General features: G+C 34.6%; 19 protein-coding genes. 16 read left to right on the forward strand and 3 right to left on the reverse strand.

Going from position 1 to position 25555, the window contains the following annotated elements; genetic code table 11:
* The first annotated feature begins 185 nt into the window (after window positions 1-185).
* The 3 genes from BSF42_RS02235 (at window position 186) to BSF42_RS02245 (ending at window position 2559) form a co-directional block, all read left to right on the forward strand.
* Window positions 186-1022 carry a sulfite exporter TauE/SafE family protein gene (locus tag BSF42_RS02235; protein ID WP_095951488.1) on the forward strand — a complete coding sequence of 279 codons (837 nt, stop codon included), beginning with the start codon at window positions 186-188 and terminating at the stop codon, window positions 1020-1022.
* Window positions 1009-1416: a DUF1634 domain-containing protein gene (locus BSF42_RS02240; protein ID WP_095951489.1), complete on the forward strand. Its 408-nt coding sequence runs from the start codon at window positions 1009-1011 to the stop codon at window positions 1414-1416. The genes BSF42_RS02235 and BSF42_RS02240 overlap by 14 nt, the downstream gene beginning before the upstream one ends.
* A 120-nt stretch (window positions 1417-1536) precedes the next feature.
* Window positions 1537-2559, forward strand: a complete 1023-nt coding sequence (locus BSF42_RS02245; RefSeq protein ID WP_095951490.1) for an LLM class flavin-dependent oxidoreductase — start codon at window positions 1537-1539, stop codon at window positions 2557-2559.
* 259 nt (window positions 2560-2818) lie between these two features.
* Here the strand turns inward: BSF42_RS02245 and BSF42_RS02250 are convergent, their stop codons facing one another.
* Window positions 2819-5218 carry a TonB-dependent receptor gene (locus tag BSF42_RS02250; RefSeq protein ID WP_095951491.1) on the reverse strand — a complete coding sequence of 800 codons (2400 nt, stop codon included), beginning with the start codon at window positions 5216-5218 and terminating at the stop codon, window positions 2819-2821.
* Between the two features lie 240 nt (window positions 5219-5458).
* On the opposite strand from BSF42_RS02250, the gene BSF42_RS02255 reads away from it, so the two are divergent.
* Entirely contained in the window at window positions 5459-6736 is a 1278-nt protein-coding gene (locus BSF42_RS02255) for an acetyl-CoA C-acetyltransferase (RefSeq protein ID WP_095951492.1), read from the forward strand.
* Window positions 6737-7138: 402 nt separating this feature from the next.
* On the opposite strand, the gene BSF42_RS02260 is transcribed toward BSF42_RS02255, so the two are convergent.
* Window positions 7139-7888, reverse strand: coding sequence for a 4-hydroxy-tetrahydrodipicolinate reductase (locus BSF42_RS02260; RefSeq protein ID WP_095951644.1), 750 nt, complete (start codon window positions 7886-7888; stop codon window positions 7139-7141).
* 372 nt (window positions 7889-8260) lie between these two features.
* On the opposite strand from BSF42_RS02260, the gene BSF42_RS02265 reads away from it, so the two are divergent.
* From BSF42_RS02265 to BSF42_RS02290, 6 genes are all read left to right on the forward strand, one after another.
* Complete coding sequence (locus BSF42_RS02265; RefSeq protein ID WP_095951493.1) at window positions 8261-8695, forward strand: DUF1810 domain-containing protein; 435 nt, start codon at window positions 8261-8263, stop codon at window positions 8693-8695.
* A gap of 151 nt (window positions 8696-8846) precedes the next feature.
* Window positions 8847-9197 (forward strand): hypothetical protein, encoded by a 351-nt coding sequence (locus tag BSF42_RS02270; RefSeq protein ID WP_095951494.1) that lies wholly within the window; start codon window positions 8847-8849, stop codon window positions 9195-9197.
* A gap of 221 nt (window positions 9198-9418) precedes the next feature.
* On the forward strand, window positions 9419-10114 hold the full coding sequence (locus tag BSF42_RS02275) for an ABC transporter ATP-binding protein (RefSeq protein ID WP_095951495.1): 696 nt from the start codon (window positions 9419-9421) through the stop codon (window positions 10112-10114).
* A 27-nt stretch (window positions 10115-10141) separates the two neighbouring features.
* Window positions 10142-12439: a TonB-dependent siderophore receptor gene (locus BSF42_RS02280; protein ID WP_095951496.1), complete on the forward strand. Its 2298-nt coding sequence runs from the start codon at window positions 10142-10144 to the stop codon at window positions 12437-12439.
* Between the two features lie 5 nt (window positions 12440-12444).
* On the forward strand, window positions 12445-13896 hold the full coding sequence (locus tag BSF42_RS02285) for a DUF3526 domain-containing protein (RefSeq protein ID WP_095951497.1): 1452 nt from the start codon (window positions 12445-12447) through the stop codon (window positions 13894-13896).
* Window position 13897: 1 nt separating this feature from the next.
* A complete protein-coding gene (locus tag BSF42_RS02290) occupies window positions 13898-15247 on the forward strand; it encodes a DUF3526 domain-containing protein (RefSeq protein WP_095951498.1) in 1350 nt (449 codons plus the stop codon).
* A 248-nt stretch (window positions 15248-15495) separates the two neighbouring features.
* On the opposite strand, the gene BSF42_RS22395 is transcribed toward BSF42_RS02290, so the two are convergent.
* Window positions 15496-15639 (reverse strand): hypothetical protein, encoded by a 144-nt coding sequence (locus BSF42_RS22395; RefSeq protein ID WP_172426637.1) that lies wholly within the window; start codon window positions 15637-15639, stop codon window positions 15496-15498.
* A gap of 159 nt (window positions 15640-15798) precedes the next feature.
* Here BSF42_RS22395 and BSF42_RS02300 point away from each other — a divergent pair, with 159 nt between their 5' ends.
* From BSF42_RS02300 to BSF42_RS02325, 6 genes are all read left to right on the forward strand, one after another.
* On the forward strand, window positions 15799-16404 hold the full coding sequence (locus BSF42_RS02300; RefSeq protein ID WP_095951500.1) for a hypothetical protein: 606 nt from the start codon (window positions 15799-15801) through the stop codon (window positions 16402-16404).
* Between the two features lie 1009 nt (window positions 16405-17413).
* On the forward strand, window positions 17414-18013 hold the full coding sequence (locus BSF42_RS02305) for an RNA polymerase sigma-70 factor (protein ID WP_095951501.1): 600 nt from the start codon (window positions 17414-17416) through the stop codon (window positions 18011-18013).
* A 67-nt stretch (window positions 18014-18080) separates the two neighbouring features.
* Window positions 18081-19190: a FecR family protein gene (locus BSF42_RS02310; protein WP_095951502.1), complete on the forward strand. Its 1110-nt coding sequence runs from the start codon at window positions 18081-18083 to the stop codon at window positions 19188-19190.
* Between the two features lie 7 nt (window positions 19191-19197).
* Entirely contained in the window at window positions 19198-22554 is a 3357-nt protein-coding gene (locus tag BSF42_RS02315) for a SusC/RagA family TonB-linked outer membrane protein (protein ID WP_095951503.1), read from the forward strand.
* A gap of 1 nt (window position 22555) precedes the next feature.
* Window positions 22556-24043 (forward strand): RagB/SusD family nutrient uptake outer membrane protein, encoded by a 1488-nt coding sequence (locus tag BSF42_RS02320; RefSeq protein WP_253250960.1) that lies wholly within the window; start codon window positions 22556-22558, stop codon window positions 24041-24043.
* Window positions 24030-25499, forward strand: coding sequence for a hypothetical protein (locus tag BSF42_RS02325; RefSeq protein ID WP_095951504.1), 1470 nt, complete (start codon window positions 24030-24032; stop codon window positions 25497-25499). Before BSF42_RS02320 ends, BSF42_RS02325 begins: the two co-directional genes overlap by 14 nt.
* The last annotated feature ends 56 nt before the right edge of the window (window positions 25500-25555 follow it).

Raw genomic sequence — 25555 nt, forward strand, 5'->3', positions numbered from 1 at the left:
AAAGTTTTAAACTTTGACAAAGTTGACACACGAATTGCAAACAATTAGCAATTAACAATCAACGACAAACTATCAACAATTAACAACCAGCCATTAACAATTAATTTTTAAGGTATATTTAAGGTCATTATACTGCTTTGAACAAATTTGTATTCGTAAATTAGCAGATACAAAAACATATCTTAATGACAATACTTACCTTTACGCTTATAATGATTCTTGGCGCTTTTCTAGCGGGCTTTATCGGTTCATTATCAGGCTTGGGAGGCGGGATTATAATCATTCCGCTTCTTACAATTATTCTCGGAGTCGACATTCATTATGCAATTGGAGCCGCTTTGGTTTCTGTTATTGCAACTTCTTCAGGTTCTGCTGCAGCTTATGTAAAAGAAGGAATTACCAACATGCGTATGGGGATTTTTCTCGAAATCGCTACGACAATTGGTGCTGTCTGCGGTGCGCTGCTTTCGACTATCGCTCCTACTTCTTTCATAGCGGTTTTGTTTGGTTTAACACTGATTTTCTCAGCTATTAATTCGCTTCGAAAAAAAGAAGAACATATTGTGTTAGAATCTAGTCCGCTGGCTAAAAAATTAAAACTAGAAGGCACTTATCCTGCACATGACGGCGAAATCATTAGTTACGGAACCAAAAATGTTTTGGGCGGTTTCAGTATGATGGGAATTGCCGGAATGATGTCTGGTTTACTAGGAATTGGTTCTGGTGCATTTAAAGTAATCGCAATGGACAATATTATGAGAGTTCCGTTTAAGGTTTCAACTACAACGAGTAACTTTATGATGGGGGTTACAGCAATGGCGAGTTCTGTAATTTATATTCAAAAAGGATATATTGAACCTGGAATTTGTATGCCGGTTGTAATTGGTGTTTTGTTTGGGGCAATGGCCGGAGCGAAAATATTAGTACGAACAAATCCGAAAAAATTGAGAATCTTTTTTGCCTGCCTCATTTTTGTTTTGGCAGTAAACATGATTTATAGCGGACTTAATGGAAAAATCTAACATGGTACAAGAAGAAAAATTTGGAGAAAAAGATTTCCAGACAATCATAGGAAACTTGCTTCGTTATGGCGTTTGGATTTCATTAGCAGTAGCTTTTATGGGCGGTATCGTGTATTTAATGCACAATGGCACCCAGATAGAAGATTATTCTGTTTTTAAGGAAAACGACCGCAATATATTTGAAGTGATTGCCGATATTTATCAAGGAGCAATTCAGGGAGATGGTGCATCATTAATCTTTACGGGGATTATTTTACTCTTTTTAACACCCGTTTTAAGGGTTTTACTGTCGTTGTTTTCCTTTTTATTGGAAAAAGATTATTTATATGTAGGGATTACTTTAATCGTTATTGTAATCATTATTATTAGTATTTCATTCGGCTTCTCACATTGATTGACGCTGTAGGCTATAGGCTATAGGCTATAGGCTTTCCAATGCTTACAGCTTATAGCTTATAGCTTACAGCCTAAAGCCTAAAGCCTAAAGCTTAAAGCCCTCAAAAAAAAAACATATATGGAAATAGGAATAGACAGTTTTGCTTCGGCAATGTATGGCGATAACAATACTTTAAGCAGTGTTGACGCAATGGAACAGTTACTGCAGAGAATTGAATTTGCAGATCAAGTCGGCCTTGATGTGTTCGGGATTGGAGAACATCATAAAAAAGAGTTTTTAGATTCTGCCACAGCTGTTATTTTAAGTGCGGCGGCGGCAAGAACCAAAAATATAAGATTAGCAAGTGCGGTTTCCGTTTTAAGTGCTGCAGATCCTGTGCGGGTGTATCAAAGTTTTGCTACTTTGGATTTGGTTTCCAAAGGAAGAGCAGAAATTGTAGTCGGGCGTGGTTCTTCTATTGAAGCATATCCTCTTTTCGGCTATAATTTAAATGATTATGATGCGCTTTTCAGCGAAAAACTAGATTTACTTTTACAGATTCGTGACAATGAATTTGTTACTTGGGAAGGAAAATTTCGTCCCGCTATCCATAATCTTCCTGTTTATCCGAGAGCTATACAAGAAAAATTACCGATTTGGCTTGGAGTCGGCGGAACACCCGAATCTTTTGTTAGAGCGGGTTCGTTAGGACTTCCGTTAATGGTAGCCATTATTGGCGGACAAACACATCGTTTTAAACCTTTAATCGATTTATACCGTCAGGCTGGACAAGCAGCAGGTTATAAACCAGAAGAATTAAAAGTTGGATTGCATTCGCCAGGATATATCGGTACCACAACAGAAAATGCGATCGCAGATTATTATCCAGGTTATGCCGAATTATGGACCAAATTAGGAAGAGAACGCGGCTGGCCTCCAGTAACAAAAGACAAATTTGACGGATTAATTGATGATCTGGGTGTTTTAATTGTGGGAAGTCCAGAAAGGGCTGCAGAGAAAATTCTACGTCATAGTGAAGCACTTGGAGGTGTTGATCGATTTACATTTCAAATGGACAACGCTGGATTAACCCACAAACAATTAATGAGCGCTATTGAATTAATTGGAACAAAACTGATTCCTTTGATTAAGAAGGGATAGTTTTTTTTTGCCGCAGATTTCACAGAGTAAAATGATTTAGCAGATTATTATTTATGAAATTTAAATCACAATTTCGAAATAATTGGATGTATCAGCTTTAGCTGTATGAGAATATTAAGAAAAGTAAAAGGCTTTAACCAAACCTCAATAGTTTGGCTAAAGCCTTTTTTGTAATCAAAACTTACACCTCCAGTTAAAACTGGAGGCAATTCAAAAGCCTATTAAACTTATAGTCTTAGCATCTCAGAACCTCAGTACCTTAAAATTTATAAGTTACACCAACTCTAACATTTCTTCCGGGCTCAGACTGCCAATAGTAAGCTTGTAACCACTCATAGTAAGAACCGCTGTATAGATATTTATCGAGAATATTAAATACGTTTGCCGTAACTTTAACTTTTCCTATTTCGTAAGACAAGCCTCCGTCCAATTTAAAATATGACGGTAATTTTTCAAGACCTTCACCCCATGTATCAGTTTGACGTCCGTCAAGGAAAGTCCCACCAATAGAAGCGCCAAATCCTTTCATTTTACCAGATTGAATGGTATAATTTAACCAAGCATTTGCAGTATGTTTTGAATATCCAGGAACAACATCTCCTACATTAATCCCTTCTACATTAGATTCTGTAACAGTAGATTCTGTAAAAGCATAATTTGCTATCAGGTTAAGACCATCAAATAATTTCCCTCTTAGATCAAACTCAAACCCTTGCGCTCTTTTTTCACCTAATACAATTTTTGTTGGATTAGACGGCGTACTTAAAGGGTCAGCTGTTAATTCATTCTTTTTCAAAATATTATAAACAGACAAAGTAGTATTCCAAGAACCATCAAACCAATCTTTTTTAATACCAAATTCTACGTTATTACCTGTTAAAGGCTTCAACTCTCCATCTCTAACAACTCCAGATTGCGGTGTAAAAGCTTGATCATATAATCCATAAACTGCCAAGTCTTTCGTAATCGAATAACTTACTCCGAAACGTGGCGTTATATGACTATCTTCCTGTGGGTCGTCATAGCTGTTAGTCTGTTTAATCCACGTATATCTTGCTGCAAGTGTTACTCTTAATCTGTTTTGAAAAAAACCAAGTTCATCCTGAATATATCCAGCTGCATATTTTGAACCATAAAGTCCTCCTGCCCTTTGGCTTAAAGGCGTATCATGATCAAATTGCGGTAAACCATTCGAAGGAGTTCCGTAATTTGGGTTAAAAATATTAAAAGGATTATCAGCGGTATCAAGGTCATGAGATTGTCCCCAATCTGCCATATAATCTTTGTCTCCTAAATCTACACCTCCCAAAACTTTATGAGAAACACCACCAGTGTTGAATTTTCCATTCACAAAAATCTGGCCTAGAAACATATTACTATCCGCATCCCAGATACCAACGTTTCTAATAATCTCACCGTTACTAATATCTCCATTTGGAGTTGTTGCTGGTCCTACTGCAGATGGCCAAGAACTGTATCCTTGCTGCATATATTTGAAATAAGAAGTCTGAGCTGTCAATTTCCAGTTATCATCAAACTTATGTTCGAATTGTAAATAACCACTGTGATCTTGAATATTGGTATCTGGTAAACCTGGCGCCGTCATGGTAAAATCACGGGGCATAGTAGCATAACCGCCTGCCTTTGGTCCAAAAACATAGTAAGAACCAACTTCTGTCATATTTGCATATTGAAAATTATATTCAAAAGTTAATTTTGTTCGATCATCAAATTGATATGAAATAACTGGTGCAATAACATAACGGTCATTGTGCTCAAACGGACGATGAGATCCTTTTTTTTGAGCCGCACCATTAAATCTGTACAATAATTTTCCTTTTTTATCCAGTTTACCATCGAGGTCTATACTTACTCTGTAGAAATCAAAACTTCCTACTAAAGCACTAACCTCTCCTTTTGTAACCCCAGTAGGTTTTTTTGTTACTACATTATACAAACCACTAGGATCTCCGCTGGAAAGCATAAATCCAGCTGGTCCTTTTACAAATTCGATATGGTCAACAAAACTCATGTCTTCTGTTAAAGGTCCCCAGAAAGAAGAAACCACATTAAAACCGTTTCTAAAAGCCTGAATTTGCGAACCCCTCATTGTGATATTGGTATACAAATCGCCCCAGTGTTCTAAACGAACGGCACCACTCACGTTGCGAATTACTCCGTCGCTCATACTCGTAATCTGTTGATCTTTTAATGTTTGAGCACTTACAATTTGTATGTTTTGCGGAATTTCTAACACTGGAGTTTGAAGACGCAAAGACATTGAAGGTTTGTCTTGCTTGTATTTATTTTTAGTAATGACTACTTCATCAAGATCCTGCTGACTTTCTGAAAGTGAAAAATTCTTTGTTGTAGTTTGTTTTGAACTCACTACAATATTGTCTTCTATACTTTGTATACCGACACCTTTTATAACGATAGTGTAAGGTCCTGGTTTCACATTTTTGATTTCAAAATATCCTGATTCGCTGGTCACATCTGAATACTTAGTTCCTTTTAGGCTTACAGAAATATTTTCTGCTGGTTTATTGCCGCTTAAAGAAACTTTTCCATTTATATTTCCAAGCTGTTGCGCCATCATACTTAATGAGCTGAAAAACAACATAAAAATGTAAATTCTTGGATTAAAAACTATTTTCATTTTGGTTTATTTAAAATTTCGGATCAAAAGTATGTTCTAATCTTAACTTTTCCAAATTATTTTTATTCATTCTAAATAAATCTAACATTTTGTAATAAATTAGCAATAAAATTAAATTGAAACTGCGCAAATTTTAAGTTATTTCCTGATAATAGTAATGTAGATTAAGTATTAAACCGAATTCTATTTTTATCTTTATAATTCCAAAAACTCAACCTAAAATTCACTAAAAGCACTGATATGAAACCAGATACAATACGAAAAATAGCCATTGTAGGTTATAATAGAATTCCTTTTGCAAGAGCCAATACGGCTTATTCTTCTGTTGGAAACAAAGAAATGATGACGGCCTCACTAAACGGACTTATCGATAAATACAATTTAAAGGGAAAGTTATTAGGCGAAGTTGCCGGCGGTGCAGTTATAAAACATACTTATGATAACAATTTGATTCGTGAATGTGTCATGCAAACCAGTCTAGACCCCGCTACTCCAGCATGCGATTTACAACAGGCTTGTGATACTGGAATTGAAAGTGCCATTTATATTGCCAACAAAATTGCTCTGGGACAAATTGAATCTGGAATTGCTGGCGGTGTAGATTCTATTAGTGATATGCCGATTGCTGTCAGCGAAAAACTTAGAAAAGTATTGTTAGATGCGAGGAAAGCGAAATCTTTAGGAGAAAAAATCAAATTGTTTTTAAAACTTAGACCGAAAGATTTTAGTCCGTTAGTTCCAAAAAACGAAGAATCACAAACTGGACTTTCTATGGGCGGGCATACTGAAATTACAGCAAAACATTATAAAATATCTCGAGAAGAACAAGATCAATTTGCTTTAAAAAGTCATTTGAATATGGCAAAAGCATACGACGAAGGATTTTTTGATGATATGATTACGCCTTTCAACGGATTAGAAAAAGATAATAATCTTAGAAAAGACAGTACGCTTGAAAAATTAGCCAAATTAAATCCAGCTTTCGATAAAGCAAACGGAACTTTGACAGCTGGAAATTCCACCCCGTTAACAGATGGAGCTTCTTGCATTTTACTTGCAAGCGAAGAATGGGCAAAAGAACAGGGACTTCCTATATTAGCTTATATTTCGTTTGCAGAAGTTGCGGCGATCGAGTATGTCAAAAACCAGCAGAATCTTTTATTAGCACCTTTATTTGCAGCCTCGAGAATGCTCGAAAAAGCGGGATTAAATCTTCAGGATTTTGATTATTATGAAATTCACGAAGCTTTTGCTGCACAGGTTTTAGCTACTTTAAAAATTTGGGAAAGTCCTGAACTCAGTCAATCGATTGGTTTGAAGAAAACTTTAGGAGCTATCGACAGGGAAAAACTAAATGTAAAAGGAAGCAGTCTGGCTGCAGCACATCCTTTTGCTGCAACGGGCGGCAGAATTATTGGCGTAATGGCAAAATTGCTTAACGAAAAAGGTTCTGGCAGGGGTTTTGTCTCTATTTGCGCGGCCGGCGGACAAGGAGTTACAATGATAATCGAAAAATAACATCTTATTTAGAAATCATTTACTTTATAAAAATCTGCAAAATCCGCTAAATCTGCGAGTAAAAAATTACTCACACATTTAGCAGATTTGGCAGATTCTTTTTTTATAATAAAGCTGACATAAAATTTAATCTTTCTTAAATAATCTTTCCTGCCTATCGCGATAAATCCTTTTAATTGCGGTCACAGCATTATTTTCAGAAACAATTTTGATGCGATAATCATCTGTTCCATCGACCATAAATAAATCGGATTCCAGTGGTGTCAGTAAAAGAGTAATTATATTATTCCATCTAAAGCTTTACTATTTTAAATACTGATTACTTATTTCGTTCTCCAGCAGATTTTGGAGATTAAAGAGATTTTTTAATTTTTAATTTTTAATTTTTAATTTTTAATTTTATCAAACCGTAAAGTAAGGCGTCAGAATATCTTCAAAATTATACAAGCCGTTTTCTTTTTCTTTTATGTTTTCGGCAACAAAGATGACACCATTTCCAAAAGCCTCTCTGGAAATTGATTCATGTATAATTCGAACCGTTTGAAAAGGAAAGCCAAATATAACTTCGTGTTTTCCAACAATTCCTCCAGCACGTACCGAATTGATATTTTCTTTGTCAACATCCAGAGCTTCAGCAATTTTTATAGCTGTTCCAGAAGTTCCTTCTTTTGCTTTAAAGTGCTCTTCATTTACTTCAATATCAACCCACGGAGCAATTTTCTTTAAAAATTTGGCAGCAAATAATAAGTAATTAACGCCCAAAGTGATATTTGGAGACCAAAAAACAGTTGTTTTCTGTCCCAGTTTTTTTAGAAACTGAAGTTCTTTTTCTTTATAATGTGAAATTGCCGAAATGATTTTTACGTTATTTTTCGCAGCTGCCTCGCCATACGTATAAATTCCCTGATGAGAAGAAAAATCGATAATTACATCAACCGGATGTTTTTCTAACAATTCATCGATTGAAGTTTTGGAACTAGAATAGATTAGGCCGGGTTCGTCTGACTGCACTCCAAAAAACTCTGGTACCGATCTGTGTTCCAACACTGTACTTTGTCTTAAAACCCATTCTAGGCAGAATTTTTTATTTTCTAATAATATTGAAGCAACTGATTTTCCAGTTTTTCCGAATCCGATTAATCCTATTTTCATAAGCATTTGTTTTTTAAATGAGCGAAGTGCCCGTTAGAAAAATTGATATTGTAAAGTGGTAAATATCAATTCAAATTTTAATTTATAAAAACAGTTTTATAACTGCTATTTTAGTAAAAATAGGAAAATCACAACAGAAATTCTAGTAAAAAATGATTTTTATAACAAAAAACGGCATCATTAATACGTTTTTATTTATTAATTAAAATTTCTCGTGAAATATTTCAACTGTAATTATTCACCTTTTAAAATCGTTTTACAGCTTCTTTTTGACATAAAAAAATACCACAAAAAAAAGAATTTGGTAATATATAAGTAAACTTATTTTCAGTAGATTTATCGCCAGAACCCCCAAATAAACAGCAGTAAGTAATGGCCTACAACAACAATGAATTGCTTCGTTTTTTAGATGCTCAGAACAAATTGTATTTGACAGCTTTGGACGAAATTAAAAATGGTAAAAAAGAATCTCCATGGATGTGGTTTGTCTTTCCACAAATTAAAGGAATGGGTTCGAGTGATACTTCGAAATTCTACGAAATCAAAAATGCAGATGAAGCAATTGCTTTTCTAGAACACCCAATTTTAGGAAAACATCTTGTAGAAATCACAGCCGAATTAATCAAAAAAGAAGAAGACACCGTAACCGACATATTCGGAAATACTGATGTTGAAAAACTGCAATCCTGCATGACGTTATTTGCAAGCGTTCAGAACTCAGAACCTATTTTTCAAGAAGTCCTGCATAAATATTTTGACGGATCATCTGATTTCCATACCCTGCAGCTTTTATACAATAACCTGTGAATTGGTTGTCTTTAAAGGCTTTATATTAAAATTTATTATAAAAAATATAGCATTTTACAGCATTTAAAAATAAGATAACTATATTTGCAACACTGTTGCGATTAAATATTTCAGTATTAGATACTTAAATTTTGGCACAGAAATACCACTAATGAAAAAGAGAATCGTAATTGTAAATTTCTTAGCATCTTTTGCAGTATTGTGCGCAATGCTGTTTCAGACGGTGCACTCTTACGAGCATTTTTTCAAACAGCTTTCAGAAAAACCGTGCCAGCATCATACCAGTGCCAATCAGAAAGAAATAACGCATAGTCATACTACTGACAACCAATGTCATGTGTGTCATTTTGCATTTAGTACATTTATTCCAAATGCTGCTGAAGCTGTGCTTTTTCAAAAGATAAAAATCGAAACGAAACCTGTATTTACTTATACCAAATCGGTTTCCACATTCTTCAAAGGCAGTTTATTTGCTTTAAGGGCACCTCCTGCTCTACTTTAGTTTACAAGTTTATTTTAGCGCTTCATTTTTTTTGCTTTTTAAAATTAAAAGGAAAATATTTTCTTCTGGTTTTTAATTCAAGATAGAATTTCATATTCATTTGATACTTGCGCTTTCGCGAATACACCTTTGTAAACTTCCATTAATATTTTTAAAGAATTCCAGCTTTTTATAGGCTGTGAGATCTGTTTTTATTCACAAAAATCCAAATCAATATAATTATGCTTACAGCTGAAAATCTAACCAAAAAATATGGTGATTACACTGCTTTGAACGCTTTAAATTTAACTATTAAAGAAGGTGAAATATTTGCTCTTTTAGGGCAGAACGGTGCTGGAAAAACGACCACTATCAATTTATTTTTAGGTTTTATTGAACCTTCTGAAGGTTCTTTAACCATCAACAATATTCCCGTTACATTAAATGCAAAAACGACTAAAGAATTTGTCGCTTATATTCCAGAAACAGTAATGCTTTATCCGAATTTAACGGGTCTGGAAAATCTTAAATTTTTCTCTTCGCTGGCAGGATTTAAATATTCAAAAGGCGAACTCGAATATTTCTTAAACAAGGCCGGTTTGCAAACCAAAGCACACGATCAAAATCTTGGCGGTTATTCTAAAGGGATGCGCCAAAAGGTTGGAATTGCCATTGCAATCGCTAAAAAGGCTAAAGTACTTTTATTGGACGAACCAACAAGTGGTTTGGACCCGAAAGCCTCTAATGAATTTTCTCAAATATTAAAGGAACTTTCGGCAGATGGAACTGCAATTTTAATGGCAACCCACGATATTTTCAGAGCGCGTGAAGTGGCTTCTCACATCGGAATTATGAAGCAGGGAAACTTGGTTACCGTAATTGAGGCCTCTAAAATCTCTGCAAACGAATTGGAAGATTTGTATTTACAAACGGTTTAAAAGGAAACGTTGATTTCTATTTATAAAATGAAACATATATTTTCTTTGCTATTTATAGTAAGTACTTTCTCGATTCTAAATGCTCAAAATAACGGAAAAGTCAGAGACAGCATTATTAAAGATTCTTTGGAACTGGAAGCCAAGCGAAATGAATTGCAAACGGTTGAAATTATTGGACGCTCGACGCGAAAATATAACAGCGATTACTCTTTTTCTGCAACGAAAACGGCAGCTTTAAATAAAGATATTCCGCAGTCTATTTCGACTATAACCAAAGAATTAATTGCCGATAAAGGCGCCATTTATCTGGCCGATGTCGTAAAAATGGCCAGCGGTGTAATTCCGGCGAGTTATTACAATCAATATACGATTCGCGGGATAAGTCAAAATGAAGAAGGACAGATTATCAACGGAATGCGAACGCGTCAATATTACTTTTTACAGCCTTTAACGAGTAATATCGAGCGCGTTGAAGTTATAAAAGGACCATCGAGCGCTACCTTTTCTTCTGTTGACCCAGGCGGAAGCATTAATATGGTGACGAAAAAACCTTTGGCAGTAGACCGAAAAGAAGTTAGTCTAACCGTTGGAAGTTTCAGTACGTTACGCGGCACATTAGATTTTACAGGCCCTTTAAATGAATCCAAAACTCTTTTATATCGTGTAAACGGAGCGTATCAGGAAGCGAAATCATTTCGTGATTTGGTTAATAATAAGTCATTTTTGATTTCTCCTTCTTTCAGTTATATTCCGAATGAAAAAACGGCGATAAATACCGAATTGATTTTAAGTGACATGACTGGAGTTTTAGACCGCGGTCAGCCTATTTTTGGCGCTGTTGCAGGTAAAACTGATTTAAATAAAACCCCAATCAGCCTGAATTTGGGAGCTTCTGGAGATTATTTTAAATCGAAAGAAATGATTTTGATGACTAATTTAGCTCATAAATTCTCATCTAAAATTGGTTTTAATGCTTCTTACATGAAACAAACATGGACAGAAAACCTGCAGGAGCACCGTACAACAAATGGTTTTGCTGTAGATATGAACAATCAGCCAGTTACAAGTCTGGCTATGATGCAGTTTGTACAACGCCAGCAATATTGGGATGTTGACAATTTGAGTGCTTACTTTAATTTTGATTTTAAAACAGGAAAACTCAATCATAAACTATTAACGGGTTATGATTTAAGCAGTTGGAATAAAAACATTGGCGGCGGGCAAAATGCAGCAAGAGGTTATTTATTAAATGACGGAACTGTTGCTAGTTCTTTTGTTCCTGCAAATGCTTCTAATTATAAAACGGTAACGGTAGACGGCGTTGTACTGCCAAAACCAAATGTCAATTTCTTTGATTTAAACAATCCGTCTTACGCATTAAGAAACACGCAGAATTATGTTATGAATGTTCGTACAGCGCTTCCGTCTGCTCTTACCACGACAAATGCAGTTTACATTCAGGATCAGATCCAGTGGGAAAAATTCACTTTTTTATTGGGACTTCGAAACGAATGGTTTGAAGACATTACGAATTATAAAACCAATAATGAAATTACAGTTAAAAAATCGGCTTTACTGCCCCGAATTGGTGTGACATACGCCATCAATAATGAAATTAATGTCTATACTACTTATCTAGAAGGGTATCAGCCACAGTCCAATACGACGACTCTGATGCCTCAAACAGGAAGTTTATCGGCGGGAAGCCTTTTTAAACCGCTGGAAAGTGATTTGAAAGAGTTTGGTATGAAAGCCGTTTTCTTTAATAATACGGTAAGTTTTAATGCCGCGGTTTACGAAATCAAGCAGCGAAATATTTTAATGAATGCTAATGATCCTGCAAATCCAGATTTACTAGTAACCAGAGGTTCTGAAAGAAGCCGTGGTTTTGAATGTGATCTGGCTGGATATATTACTCCAGACTGGCAGATTAACGCTTCTTACAGTTACATCGATGCGGAAATTACCAATGATGCCAACATTTCATTAATTGGTCAAAGAAAGCAGAATACGCCAAAAAACAGTGCGAATCTGTGGACACGTTACAACTTCGCTTCTGATTCTGCTTTAGATGATTTCGGAATTGGTTTGGGAATGCAGTATCAAAGCAGTAAAGTGCCTTGGTTTACAAGAGATTTTACACTGCCTGATTTTACCATTTTTGATGCCGCTCTTTATTACAAACCTAATAAAAGCAATATGCAGATTGCTGTAAACGCAGGCAATCTTCTTAATAAAACCTATTGGTTAGGCGCGCAGAATTATCTGCGTTTGTTTCCTGGAAGTCCAAGAAACGTGAGCATTACCGTAACTTATAAATTTTAATTTATATGAAATTATTTCACACAGAAATCCTTATAGCCAAACATTTTAAGAATTCTATTTTTAAAAATTCGGCTGTTTATATTATTACCATTTTCATTGGTATTTTACTATTATATGCAGCATTTACGGGCTGGGACAATTACATAAGTCAAAACGAAACGAGCGAAAAATACCAGCACGAATCTAGAGAGGACTGGTTGAAAAATCCAGATAAAAATCCGCATAGAATGGCACATTACGGAAATTTTGCTTTTAGAAAAAGTACCCCATTAAGCGTTTTCGAGTTCGGAATGGAACCATTTTTTGGAAATGCGATTTTCCTTGAAGCTCACAAACAAAATACAGCCAATTTTTCTGAAGCTGGTTTTTCTAACAGTATGCTTCGTTTTGGCGAAATCAGTATTGCCATGGTTTTGCAGGTTTTGCTACCGCTTCTCATTTTTTTCCTCGGATTTAATGCTGTCGCGTATGAACGTGAAAATGGAACTTTAAAAATCCTTTTAACGCAGGGCATCAATTGGAAACAGCTTTTAATTGGAAAAACGTTGGGAATTGCAAGTGTAATCATGATGCTTTTTATTCCAACAATTATTGTTTTGGTTTTAGTGTGGCTGTTCCTTCAAGATTTTAGCATTACTGCAGACGAAACCGCAAAAATGCTTTTGTTTATCCTTTTTCATTTGGCTTATCTCCTATTCTTCTGTGTTATTGCAGTTTTAATTTCGGCAGTAAGCAAAACCTCTAAGAAAGCTTTGATCACACTTATTGGAATTTGGCTTCTTTTTACCATTATTCTGCCAAGAACCACGCAGGCGATTGGAGCTTACATTTACGAAGCACCATCTAAGATTCAGTTTAACAGTGATATCGAAAAAGATATTTTGAAACAAGGAGACAGTCATAATCCTAATGATCCGCATTATAAAGCGATAAAAGATTCGCTTCTTCGCGCTTACAAAGTCGATTCGGTACAAAAACTTCCTTTCAATTATTCTGGTTATATCATGACCGAAGGGGAAAGAATCAGCTCCAAAATTTACAACGAACATTTGGCTGAACTTCTAAAAATTTATAAAAAACAGAATAGTTTTTCGAAAACAGTTTCCTTTTTGAATCCCTACATCGCAATGAAAAATTTATCGATGGGATTATCTAACACGGATTACGAATCGTATATCGATTTTCAGAAACAAGCTGAAGATTATCGTTATGCCATGGCGCAGAAAATGAATGGACTGCAGATTAAATACATCAGCAATAAAAAGCCCGGACCAAACGATAAACCACTTACAATTGGTAAAGAACATTGGGCCGATGTAGAAGAATTTCATTATGAGCCTAAGAAAATCGGAACGGTTCTTAAAAACGAAATTATCTCGATTATTTCAATTATTCTCTGGATTTCACTGCTTTTCATTTTAATCAGAATCGCATCCAAAAAACTTAAAGCCATTTAATATGTTAGCATTACTCTTTAAAAATTTCATTCGATCTAAAGGAACCAAAATTGGGCTGCTTTTTTTGTTGTGCATTGGTTTTATAAGTCTTTTAATTGGAAAACAGTTTCAGGATAAGCAAGAGAATAATATTCGCGAAGCTTCCCTTTATCAGAAAGAACACATTGCCCGAAATGCCTCTTTTCATAAAGACGAAATCGGACTTTTATTGTATTACATCAAGTTTTCATTAGTCAATAAAACATTGCCTATAAACAGTTTAGCAATCGGACAGCGCGATGTTAATCCTTCTATTCAAAGCGTTACGATTCGTGGTCTAGAAGGTCAGAAATACGATGCAGAACTCAATAATCCGAACAATCTTCTGTCAGGAAATATCGATTTTAGTTTTGTGCTGATTTATCTTTTTCCGCTTTTAATAATTTCCTTTTCGTATAATCTTATTTCTGAAGAAAAAGAAAGCGGAACTTGGAAAATTGTAGCAACGCAAAGTCAAAACACTTTTCTTTATATTCTAAAGTTATTCTATGTCAGGATTTTGAGTTTAATCGCATTGTTTACTATTTTATTTTTGGCTGCCGTTTTATTCTTAAATATTCCGTTGGATCAAACTTTTTTCATCTTCTACGGATTGGGAATATTATATATCTTATTTTGGTTTTCAGTATGTTTCTTTATTGTTTCGCTGCAAAAACATTCCAATTTTAATGCTGTTTTACTATTAACGATTTGGTTATTCTTAATTATCATTGTTCCTGCAGGAATTAACGCTTATATCGTAAATCAGTATAAAGTTCCAGAAGCTTTAGAATTGACTTTGAAACAGCGAAATGCGTATCATGAAAAATGGGATATGAATAAACAAGAAACTGTTGATAAATTTTACAAACATTATCCTCAGTTTAGAGAATATAAGATTCCGGCAGACAAAGAATTCAGCTGGCTTTGGTATTACGCTATGCAGCAAATGGGCGACGACGAATCGGCTGTAGAATCTCGCGAATTGGAAACCAAATTGCAACAGAGAAATCTTGCCAGCCAGAGAATTGCACAATTTATTCCCACGCTTCATACGCAGTTACAACTAAATGAAATTGCCCACGCCGATTTAGGAAATCAGCTTTTATTTTTAAAAGAAACACAGCATTTCCATGAAAAAATGAGATTGCATTTTTATCCAAAAATCTTCTCAGATGCTCCTGTAAATGCTCAAAAATGGGATGATTTTAAAGTTGAAACGTTTAATGATCCAACTCAAATAAGTTTTGCTAAGGCATTTTTGCCATTACTAATTTTCAATTTACTATTGATTGTTTTGGGATGGAGGAATTTAAACAGAAAAGCTGTTTAATTTTTTGACCGATAATACTGTGTTTTTTAACCGCAGAGAACGCAAAGGTTTACGCAGAGTTCGCAAAGTTTTTTTTGACAAGCTTTAAGGATAATTTTCTTTACGGTGAAAGTTCGCAAAGATTCCCAAAAATGGCAAATATAGTCAATGGTTTCAACCATTGGAGCGCAATGAATTTATGCATGTCTCCCGAGGTTGAAACCTCGGGCTATGTTTTTCAAAAGGTTTATCGTATACAACCAATGGATTCAATGATTGAACGTCAGCAATTCACCACCAACATATCTCCCGAGGTTAAAACCTCGGGCTATGTTTTTCAAAAGTTCGCGAAGTTTTTTACATAAAGCTTTGCGTCCCGAAGCTTCGGGATTATGTTTTATAAAGCCCTCCATATCTAAAAACCTTTGCACCCTTTGCGGTAAAATACCCCTAGCATATCAAAAAAACCTTTGCGCTCTTTGCGGTAAAATACTCCAGTATATCAAAAAAACCTTTGTGTGCTTTGCGTTAAAATACCCCCGTTTTAGTATTTTTAATGAAATTTCCATTCCATGAAAAAAGTACTTTTTGCAGGTCTTCTTATTATTATCATTTTATATGCCTTTAGACAATTGGTTTACAATCCGTACAAATGGAAAAAAGCGATTAACACACCCGAACATAAATTACAGCTAGGCAGTTTTATTTTCAGCAAACAAAGAGGTTCAAACGGAAGTCAGAGCATGCAGACCAATTATTTTATTTTTAAAGTAATTGAAATAAACGGCGATTATGTGAGACTTTCTGTGATTCGCCAGTTATCTGAAAAGGATAAAATACGATCTGGTTTTTCGACTAAAAAAGAAGCTTATAAGGATTTAAAAGAAAGTATTCAGAAAGTTACAATTACACCCATTTTACCTGAAGATTTGTACAAAGGGAGTTCTTCCTTTACCATAAACGATTATTTATTAGATAAATATCCTTCTTTACAAAAATCAAGATATTATTCTGAGGACGTAAAATCTTCTACAGATCCACGAGAATATTTCAGTTTAGTTTATTCTAAGGAAAAAATTATAGCCAAAGGAAAACTCGTTCCGTGGATAATAAGTAACAGTGACAAACCTGAATTGGCGGAAAGATTATCTGAAAATATAGAACTGATCGTTAATTGATTTTTTTCTTTGCGACTAATTTAGGAACGTTTTTTTAACCGCAGAGTTCGCAAAGAATTACGCAAAGTTCGCAAAGATCCTATTCAAAGCTTTAAGGATAATTTACTTTACGGTGAAAGTTCGCAAAGATTCCCGAAAATGGTAAACATAGCCAATGGTTTCAACCATTGGAGCGTAATGAAATTTATCCACGCATGTCTCCCGAGGTTGAAACCTCGGGCTATGTTTTGAAAAGGTTTATTATACACAACCAATTGAACGTCATCAATTCACCACCAACATGTCTTCCGAGGTTGAAACCTCGGGCTATGTTTTGAAAAGGTTTATTATAAGCAACCAATTGAACGTCATCAATTCACCACCAACATGTCTCCCGACGTTGAAACCTCGGGCTATGTTTTGAAAAGGTTTATTATACACAACCAATGAACGTCATCAATTCACCACCAACATATCTCCCGAGGTTGAAACCTCGGGCTATGTTTTGAAAGGGTTTATTATACACAACCAATTGAACGTCATCAATTCACCACCAACATGTCTGCCGAGGTTGAAACCTCGGGCTATGTTTTCAAATGGTTTATTATGCACAACCAATGAACGTCATCAATTCACCACCAACATGTCTCCCGAGGTTGAAACCTAGGGCTATGTTTTCAAATGGTTCTCAAAGTTTTTACTCAAAGCTTTGCGTGCCGAGGCTTCGGTATTGTGTTTTTGTAAAACCCAGCATATCAAAAAAACCTTTGTGTGCTTTGCGTTAAAATAGCCCTAGCATATCAAAAAATCTTTGCGCTCTTTGCGGTAAAATACCCCAGCATATCAAAAGAAACCTTTGCGGTAAAAAACATTTCTAAACCTATTCTGAATAAAATTTCTCCAAACATTCAATAATTATATTTTATTTAGAATTAATATAAATAAACTTTTATATTTGCCGCTTTCGCAGCAAATCTGAGTAGATTTTAAAATTTACTTAATATTGCTTTTCCAAAGTAAATTTCGTTTAATGAACCACAATGCCAGTTTCGAATTAGATCTTTTCAAATCCTTTAAAGAAGGAGACGAAACTGCATTTAAGTTTTTTTACAATAAATATTTTAGGAGAATCCAATCTTTCAGCGTTCAGTTTATTTATGATCAGGACGAAGCTGAAAATCTTGCTCAAGAAGCCTTACTACACTTATGGCAGAACAGAGAAAGCGTAGAATCTATTAACGGAATCCAAGCTTTCTTATTTACCTATGCCAAATCAAAATGCTTGAATTTAATTCGCCACAATAAAGTGAAGGATAAATTTAAGAATGACCTGCTTAACCACAAAGAAAGAGAGTTGGATATCGAAGTTTTAAATTCGCTTCAGTTCGACACATTAGAATTAACAGAATTGGAGCGCATTATTCAGGAATCCATAAATGAATTACCGCCCAAAACTCGCGAAGTTTTTATAAAAAAACGCTTTGAGAATAAAAAAAATGCAGAGATAGCCGAAGAAATGGAAGTTACTTTAAAAGCTGTAGAAGCCCATATGACAAAGGCTTTGAAGATTTTAAAGACCAAATTATCGGATTATTTGTTTCTGATCTTTATCCTTATTTATAATAATTAAGAATAAAAGGTAGGGTATTTTAATTCTGAAGTGTACTTACTATAGCGAGAAGTTTAAAAACGCATTTATGACATCGGAACTAATTTATAAATACTTATCTAATGAAGCTTCAGAACAAGAAGTTCAACAACTTTTTGAATGGATTGATTCCTCAAAAGAAAACAAAAAGCAATTTATAACTTTAAAAAAGACTTGGGCCTTAACAGTACTTACTGGAACTATTTCACGTGATACCACTCCGGTAATTTCATTTAAACCAAAAAACAATACCAGAAAGTATTTTAAATACGCGGCCATTCTTGTGGTTTTATTTGGTTTAGGAAGGCTTGCTTTTTATTTTAATGAAAGAACAGCAGATTCTAAAGAAGTTGTTCTGGAATTAGGCGATGGACGATTAGAATATTTTACGCATAAAGAGGAGAACGCTTTAGTAAACGACAAAGGCGAATTGATCGCCCGAAAATTTTCTGATCGAATTGTATACTTCGGAAAAGTTCTCGATAAGGAGGTTTTATATCACACGCTTAAAGTTCCTTACGGTAAAAGATTCAAACTTAAACTTTCAGATGGTACCCTTGTAAGTTTAAATTCTGGAACTACTTTTCGCTATCCGGAACAATTTGGAATTAACGGCAAAAGAAATGTTTATTTAACTGGTGAAGCCTTTTTTGAGGTTGCCAAAGATAAAGAGCATCCGTTTATTGTACATTCTGATCAAGCGGCTATTGAGGTTCTCGGGACAAGATTTAATGTGAGTGCTTACCCAGAAGACAAAACTGTGAGTAGTGTTTTGGTTGAAGGAAGTATTCAGATGTGTGAAGAAAGTAATTCTATAAACGCTGTTTTGCTAAAGCCATCTCAAATGGCTGTGTGGCAGAGCGAGTCTAAGAAAATCGTCACAAAAACTGTTGATGTTTCTTTTTACGAAGCTTGGACTCAAGGCGAACTTGCATTCAAGGATACCCCATTTGCTGCCATTGCAAAAATTATTGAACGCACCTACGACGTTGAAATTATCAATGAAAATGCTGTTTTGGCCAAACAGAGTTTTACAGGTTCAATAAAAATTAGTGAATCTAGTGTCGCCAATATTTTAGATCTTCTAAAACGTGACACACCTTTTAATTATTCTATTAAAGAAAACACCATTACTATTACACCAATTTTCCATAACTAAATAAAACATGACATTAACGATACATCCCAATTCAAGAAAAATTCTATTTTTCTTAGGCTTTCTTTTATCCTGTTTTTCAGCTTTTTCCCAAAATAAAACCATTACATTACATGTAAAAAACAAACCTATAAGTCTTATTATCAAATCGATTGAACAACAGACTGATTTTCGAATTATTTATAATGCCCGAAAAATTGATGCCGAACAATTGTCCGATATTAATGTAGATAATGCATCTTTGGAAACGACTTTAACGAAGTTATTTGAAGGAAAGAATATCTCTTTTTACATTCATAAGAAACAGGTTCTATTGACGAATTCAAGCTCTAATAATGATTCAGGTTCTGCGCAGGAAACACAAAGATTTATAAGCGGAACTGTTTATAATGCAAAAGACAAATTACCGCTTCCAGGAGCAACAATCCGTATTAAAGGTACTGGAATGGGCGCTATTACGGATTTCAACGGAAAATTTGTTTATGAGTTAAAAGGAAATGATATTCCGAATCTAATTCTTGAAGTTGGATTTTTAGGAATGGAACCTCAGTCACAAAAAGCCGAAGACAAAAAACAGTTTACTTTTTATCTTCAGGAAGCGGCTGATGAATTAAATCCGGTTGTGATTACTTCATCTTATGGAACTACTAAATTAAAAGAAGAAATTGTTGGGAGTATTTCCACTTTACAAGCCAAAGATATTCCGGTGCAACAAGCATCAGAGAGTGTGGATAAAATGCTTGAAGGACAAATTGCAGGTGTTTTAATAGAAAATACGTCTGGAGTTGGCGGACCTGTAAAAATCAACATTCGTGGTCAGGGAAGCTTAAAGCCTCTGGGAACAACAATTTTTGGTACTTCTACGCAACCTTTAATAATTATTGACGGAGTTATTATGTCTGATGAAAGTTATATTGACAGTTCTTTTTTTAATGGACAGTCGGCATTTTCTGAAGATTTATCTAATCCTCTAGCGCAAATAGCACCAGAAAACATTGAAACTTTTACGGTTCTTAAAGATGCTGCTGCAGTTGGTCTGTACGGTGCAGACGGAGCCAATGGAGTAATCTTAATTACTACTAAAAAAGGAAAAATTGGTAAAACTAAATTTGGTTTTTCAAATCAGCTGGGAGTTTCGTCTGCTATAAATCAGATAAAATATTTAAATGGCGAGCAATACACTGAAATGAGAAACGAATATTTAAGAAACACTTCTCCTGGCAGTGCGCTTCTTACCTATAACGGAGTAAATACAGATTGGTTTGATTTATTAAATAACTCGGGAATTTATAATAAATATAATTTTAATGTTTCTGGAGCAAATTCTAAATTCTCGTATAGAACCAATATTAGTTACTTAGATATTGATGAGCCGCAATTAGGCAATACAACGAAACAATTAAATGCAGGAATCAATTTAGGTTACAGACAAGATAAATGGGATGTAAATGTATCCTTAAATCCAAGTTACATCAAAAAAGATGCTCCTAACACCTATTATTCGTATGCCTACATTCCAACAACGTCGCCTTATAACGCAGATGGATCTTACTCATTATCTGGAGTAACAGGAGCAACCGGAGGAAATCCGTTGGCAGCAATTGCTCAAAATACAAATCAAACCAATACTTACGGTGTATTAGGAAGTCTTAATTTAGGTTATGAATTAAATAAAGCTGTAAAATTCCAGACCTTATTTGGAATTGATTACAAAGACAAAGAACAGGATCGTTATTTTTCTGGAGAAAATGAAAGCGGCAGAAACAGCGGTACTTTCCTTTTAGATGGACAGACTTATCCGAATTGGGGCAGAAGAGCCACAAATGAACGTAAGTCTACCAAATGGAACTGGCAGGGTCAAGTATTATTTGACAAAAAAATAACCGAAAATCATGCCGTAGATGGTGTCTTAGGATTTGAACTAGCAGAAGAAAAAGGAAGATTTAACTATGCTGCAGCTACAGGTTTTGTTAATCCGAATGTGGTTAATGCAATTTCAGATGCAATACAAGATGATAATCTTTTAACGGCTGCAGACGAAACCTACGCTAAACAGTCTTATCGATATGAGATCAGCAACGGATCAAGAGTTTCTTTGTTTTCTCAGCTTAACTACAACTATAAAAAACGATACTTTTTCTTAGGAAATATTAGACGTGACGAAAGTTCTGTTTTTGGAGACGATACGAATGTAGCTTTAAACAGTGGTGCCGGTTTAGCGTGGATAATCAGCAATGAAGACTTTTTAAAAACGAACTCTTGGGTTAATTTTTTGAAGTTAAAACTAAGCTACGGATCAACTGGTAATTCAAGAATTGGTTCTTACCGTTCAAAAGGTTTGTATAATTTTTCTCAAAATGGATATAATGGCGAAGACTATGCAACTGTAAGTGATGCACCAAATGGAAACTTAAGCTGGGAGAAAAATACGAAATTCAACGCAGGAGTTGACTTTAACATATTTAATAGAATCGAATTATCATTAGAATATTATTACGATGATTTATCTGATTTGATTGTTGCCAGAGATATTCCGGTAGAAAATGGTTATAATACTTTAGAATTAAATGCTGCAAGCATGTATAATAAAGGTTTTGAATTTACTACTAGAATAAAATGGTTACAAGAAGGAAAGTTTAAATGGTCAACTTCTTTCAATATTTCAACAGTAGAAAATAAAGTCACCGATTTATTAGGTTTAGGAAGCGATTATTCTCAGGCGAATATTGCTTTGGCACAAAAAATCGGATACAGCACAAGTACAATTTGGGGAGTTAACTGGATTGGTGTTGATCCTGCCACAGGTAGAGATCTTATTAGAAAAAATGGTCAGGTTTACGATTCTGCAACTTATAATCAATTATTTACAAATGCAGACTGGGAACCAATTGGAAATACACAGCCTAAAGCATTTGGAGGTTTTAGCAATAGATTTTCATTAAATAATAGTATCACCTTATCTATAACTGGAGCTTTTCAATGGGGTGGAGACAAATTAGTTACTGATGATATTATTGGTAAATACAGAATCACATCCAATAGAAATATGTCTGTAAACGCCTATGATTATTGGAGAAATCCAGGAGATAATGTTACGCAGCCTTCTCCGGGTAATAATACTTTGATCCCTAATATGAGTAAATATGTTTTTGATGCTACGTATATTAAAATCAGCAATATCAATCTAAGTTATAATGTTCCTGTAAAAAATACTTTTCTTGACAACTTAACTGTATTTGCAGATGTTTCGAATTTATTGTACTGGTACAAAGAGAAAAGCCCTTCTGGATTGAATGGCATCAGAGAATTTAGTTATACCTATCCACAAGCCAGAACTATTTCATGTGGCATTAACACCAAATTTTAAAATGATGAAATACTTTAAAAATATTACAATATTAAAATTTCCTGCTATTTTAATGCTGCTTTGTGCACTTCAAAGCTGCAGTGACTTTTTAGAACAAGAACCTGGTACACAAACTTCTATTAATGAACAGTTAGGAAGTAAAAAAGGAGTTTTGGCCGCGCTAAACGGACTCTATTTAGATATTAGGGAAATTCATACGAGCCCAACTTTTGTAGTATATTCAGAGCTGCAAGGAGGCAACCTGAAATTTTCACCCACCTATTCTACTGATAAAAGTAGAAATGGAATAATTACTGTCCCTACTGCTATAGAAGGTTTTTATTCCTTTAATGATCAGGCTTTGGCTTCTAATCTAGCTAGTTTTTACAGCGGTGGTTACGAGGTTATCAATGAAGCAAATTTAATTATAGAATTTGTAGATGCCTTAAAAGATGCAACACAAGCCGAAAAAAATCAGATAAAAGCTGAAGCTTTGACAGCAAGAGCCTATATGCATTTTTTATTAAGCGAATTTTACAGTCAAAATTACAGTTATACTTCAGATGCTTCTCATTTAGGAATTGTTTACAATACGAAATCTATCACTAATGGACTTCAATATGCTTCTAGAGAAACTGCTGCAAGTACCTACTCCCATATTATTGAAGATATTGAAAGTGCTGTAAACCTATATTCTGAAAATATTCTTTTAAACGGACCTTCTTATAGTTATTTCAATAAAAATAACGCAAAAGCTTTATTATCAAGAGTATATTTGTCTAAAAATGACTGGCAGAAAGCTTATGAAACAGCAAATGATGTCATCTCAAATTCTGGTGTAAGTTTAGTTGAATCAGCGAATTATATTGCTCAATGGGATCAACCAGATCTTCCGATTTCTGAAATTTTAATGGAATTTACATTATCACGAAATGAAGAATCCACAGCAAGCATTTCACCAGCATCCTATTTTGGTTATACCAATAGTACAACTTTTTCAAAGTATGTAGCTTCACAAGATTTAATTGATCTATATGAAACTTCAGATATCCGTAAACAATTATTTTTGATACAGCCATTAACAACCTTGGTTAATCTGCAGCCAGTAGAATTAAACTATTATTTCACAAAAAAATTCCAAGGAAATCCGGGATATGTCGCTTTTAGACTAAGTGAGCAATATTTAATTCGAGCAGAAGCTGCCTTAAAGCTTAACAATACAGATCAAGCCAAAAAAGACATCAATACTATTAGAGCCAGAGCAAATGCTAGTGCGGTAAAAGATTCTGAGAATCTGGAAGATGCTGTATTTTTGGAACGAAGAAAAGAACTTTGCTTTGAAGGTCATTCCTTTTTTGATATCGCCAGAAATCATAAGGATGTTTCTAGAAATGACGGCTGTTTATCATCAGTTTGCAGTATCAACTATCCTTCACCAAAATATATTCTGCCAATTCCAAAAAGTAACCTTAACCTTAACCATAATTTAAAACAAAATGAATCGTATTAAATTTATAGCTACAATCAGCATTATTGCTGCAATATTAGTTTCTTGCTCAAAAGACGATTACAGATTAGATACTACAAGTACTGATCCTTTTGTGAGGTTTAACTTTTTGGTAAGCACAAGTAACATACCATTAGAATATCCTTCAAAAAACACCTCTGCACTGCCCATAAGCACGTACGAAAACAAGTCTATCAAAACTTTAAAAGTGCCGGTAACTTTGACTTCGACAACTTTAAAATCTCCTGTTAAAGTCAATTTTAGTGCAGCAACATCTGGAGATGTAAACAGTTTTAGTCTGAATCCTGCAACAGAGTTATTATTTGAGGGAAATAAATTAACGGATACCATTTTTGTTTCTTTTGAAAAAAGATGGGCAGGCCAACAAACCATTTCATTAAAACTGGAAAATGCATCAGATCCGTCAATTCACATTGGAAACTTAAATTCTTATGCATTAAATGATGCTTTTACAATTACTTTAGGTGAAATTAGTACCACTTATACTTTTCCAGTAAATCAGTTTGTAATAAAAGGTGAAGTTGGAGAAAAAATTGATTTTAAAGTCAATTTCCCTAACGGATTTATTCCGTCAGAAATTGAAAACAATCCTATTTTTAAATTCCAAAACGGTTTTGAATATTCTTTAACTCATGATGATTACGGTAATAACAGAAGTTCAATAACGTATCATTTCACTCTTTTGGAGGATATTCAAAATGATGATGCCCGTTATGAAACCAAAATCACTTTAGTAAACACTCCTAATTATATAGCAACTGGAAATATTAGTTTGAACATTGTAAAACCAATTAAATCCCCAAGAGATGTTCAGGCATATCCTGCATCGAAATTTACAGATCCAACCAATGCGTTTTATTTAACCTACGGAGAACATTGGTTCAACAACAACGGAAATTGTACTTGGCAGACTTTTAATGCTTTAACTTTCCCTATTATTGTTTCCAAAGACAACGAAAATGCGATTCTTTACAGCGATAAAGGAACCGCAAACCCTAATGATGATGTATATCATGATGCTTTCAAAATTGGATTTAATGTGGCGAGCGGAACTAATACAATAAATTCTTTCGGTCTAAAAAGATGGTTTTCTAACGAAAGTAATTCTGCCGCAATTTCTCCGGGATTTAATATTACCTCAGCTTTAGAATTTTTCCCTGCAAACGGAAACAGTAAAACCGAAGGAACAGTTTTGGTAATTCCGCAGGACATTACAATTGGCTCCAGCGCAGCAAATACCTACCAAATCGCGATTTCTGGTGAGGGAACCTATAAAGAAATCAGCAACGGTCTATATGAAATTTCATTTGAACTAAAATTAACAAACGACAAACTGTTTGGAGGAACAGTTTCGACGCAATACAGAATGTATAATAACCGAGTTTACACCAAACCAACTCCTTTAACTATCGAATGCCCTAAGGAAGTTACGCTTTAGTTTTGTATTCAGTCGCAGTTTTCAGCTGCGATGAGTAAGCTTTGTCAAAGTTTAAA

Source organism: Flavobacterium sp. ACN6 (genome assembly GCF_002304005.1).
In the GTDB taxonomy this organism is placed as follows: Bacteria; Bacteroidota; Bacteroidia; order Flavobacteriales; family Flavobacteriaceae; genus Flavobacterium.

Coding starts and splice junctions, on each gene's coding strand:
- BSF42_RS02235 (WP_095951488.1), top strand. CDS start 186: ATGACAATACTTACCTTTACGCTTATAATGATTCTTGGCGCTTTTCTA.
- BSF42_RS02240 (WP_095951489.1), top strand. CDS start 1,009: ATGGAAAAATCTAACATGGTACAAGAAGAAAAATTTGGAGAAAAAGAT.
- BSF42_RS02245 (WP_095951490.1), top strand. CDS start 1,537: ATGGAAATAGGAATAGACAGTTTTGCTTCGGCAATGTATGGCGATAAC.
- BSF42_RS02250 (WP_095951491.1), bottom strand. CDS start 5,218: ATGAAAATAGTTTTTAATCCAAGAATTTACATTTTTATGTTGTTTTTC.
- BSF42_RS02255 (WP_095951492.1), top strand. CDS start 5,459: ATGAAACCAGATACAATACGAAAAATAGCCATTGTAGGTTATAATAGA.
- BSF42_RS02260 (WP_095951644.1), bottom strand. CDS start 7,888: ATGAAAATAGGATTAATCGGATTCGGAAAAACTGGAAAATCAGTTGCT.
- BSF42_RS02265 (WP_095951493.1), top strand. CDS start 8,261: ATGGCCTACAACAACAATGAATTGCTTCGTTTTTTAGATGCTCAGAAC.
- BSF42_RS02270 (WP_095951494.1), top strand. CDS start 8,847: ATGAAAAAGAGAATCGTAATTGTAAATTTCTTAGCATCTTTTGCAGTA.
- BSF42_RS02275 (WP_095951495.1), top strand. CDS start 9,419: ATGCTTACAGCTGAAAATCTAACCAAAAAATATGGTGATTACACTGCT.
- BSF42_RS02280 (WP_095951496.1), top strand. CDS start 10,142: ATGAAACATATATTTTCTTTGCTATTTATAGTAAGTACTTTCTCGATT.
- BSF42_RS02285 (WP_095951497.1), top strand. CDS start 12,445: ATGAAATTATTTCACACAGAAATCCTTATAGCCAAACATTTTAAGAAT.
- BSF42_RS02290 (WP_095951498.1), top strand. CDS start 13,898: ATGTTAGCATTACTCTTTAAAAATTTCATTCGATCTAAAGGAACCAAA.
- BSF42_RS22395 (WP_172426637.1), bottom strand. CDS start 15,639: ATGGAGGGCTTTATAAAACATAATCCCGAAGCTTCGGGACGCAAAGCT.
- BSF42_RS02300 (WP_095951500.1), top strand. CDS start 15,799: ATGAAAAAAGTACTTTTTGCAGGTCTTCTTATTATTATCATTTTATAT.
- BSF42_RS02305 (WP_095951501.1), top strand. CDS start 17,414: ATGAACCACAATGCCAGTTTCGAATTAGATCTTTTCAAATCCTTTAAA.
- BSF42_RS02310 (WP_095951502.1), top strand. CDS start 18,081: ATGACATCGGAACTAATTTATAAATACTTATCTAATGAAGCTTCAGAA.
- BSF42_RS02315 (WP_095951503.1), top strand. CDS start 19,198: ATGACATTAACGATACATCCCAATTCAAGAAAAATTCTATTTTTCTTA.
- BSF42_RS02320 (WP_253250960.1), top strand. CDS start 22,556: ATGATGAAATACTTTAAAAATATTACAATATTAAAATTTCCTGCTATT.
- BSF42_RS02325 (WP_095951504.1), top strand. CDS start 24,030: ATGAATCGTATTAAATTTATAGCTACAATCAGCATTATTGCTGCAATA.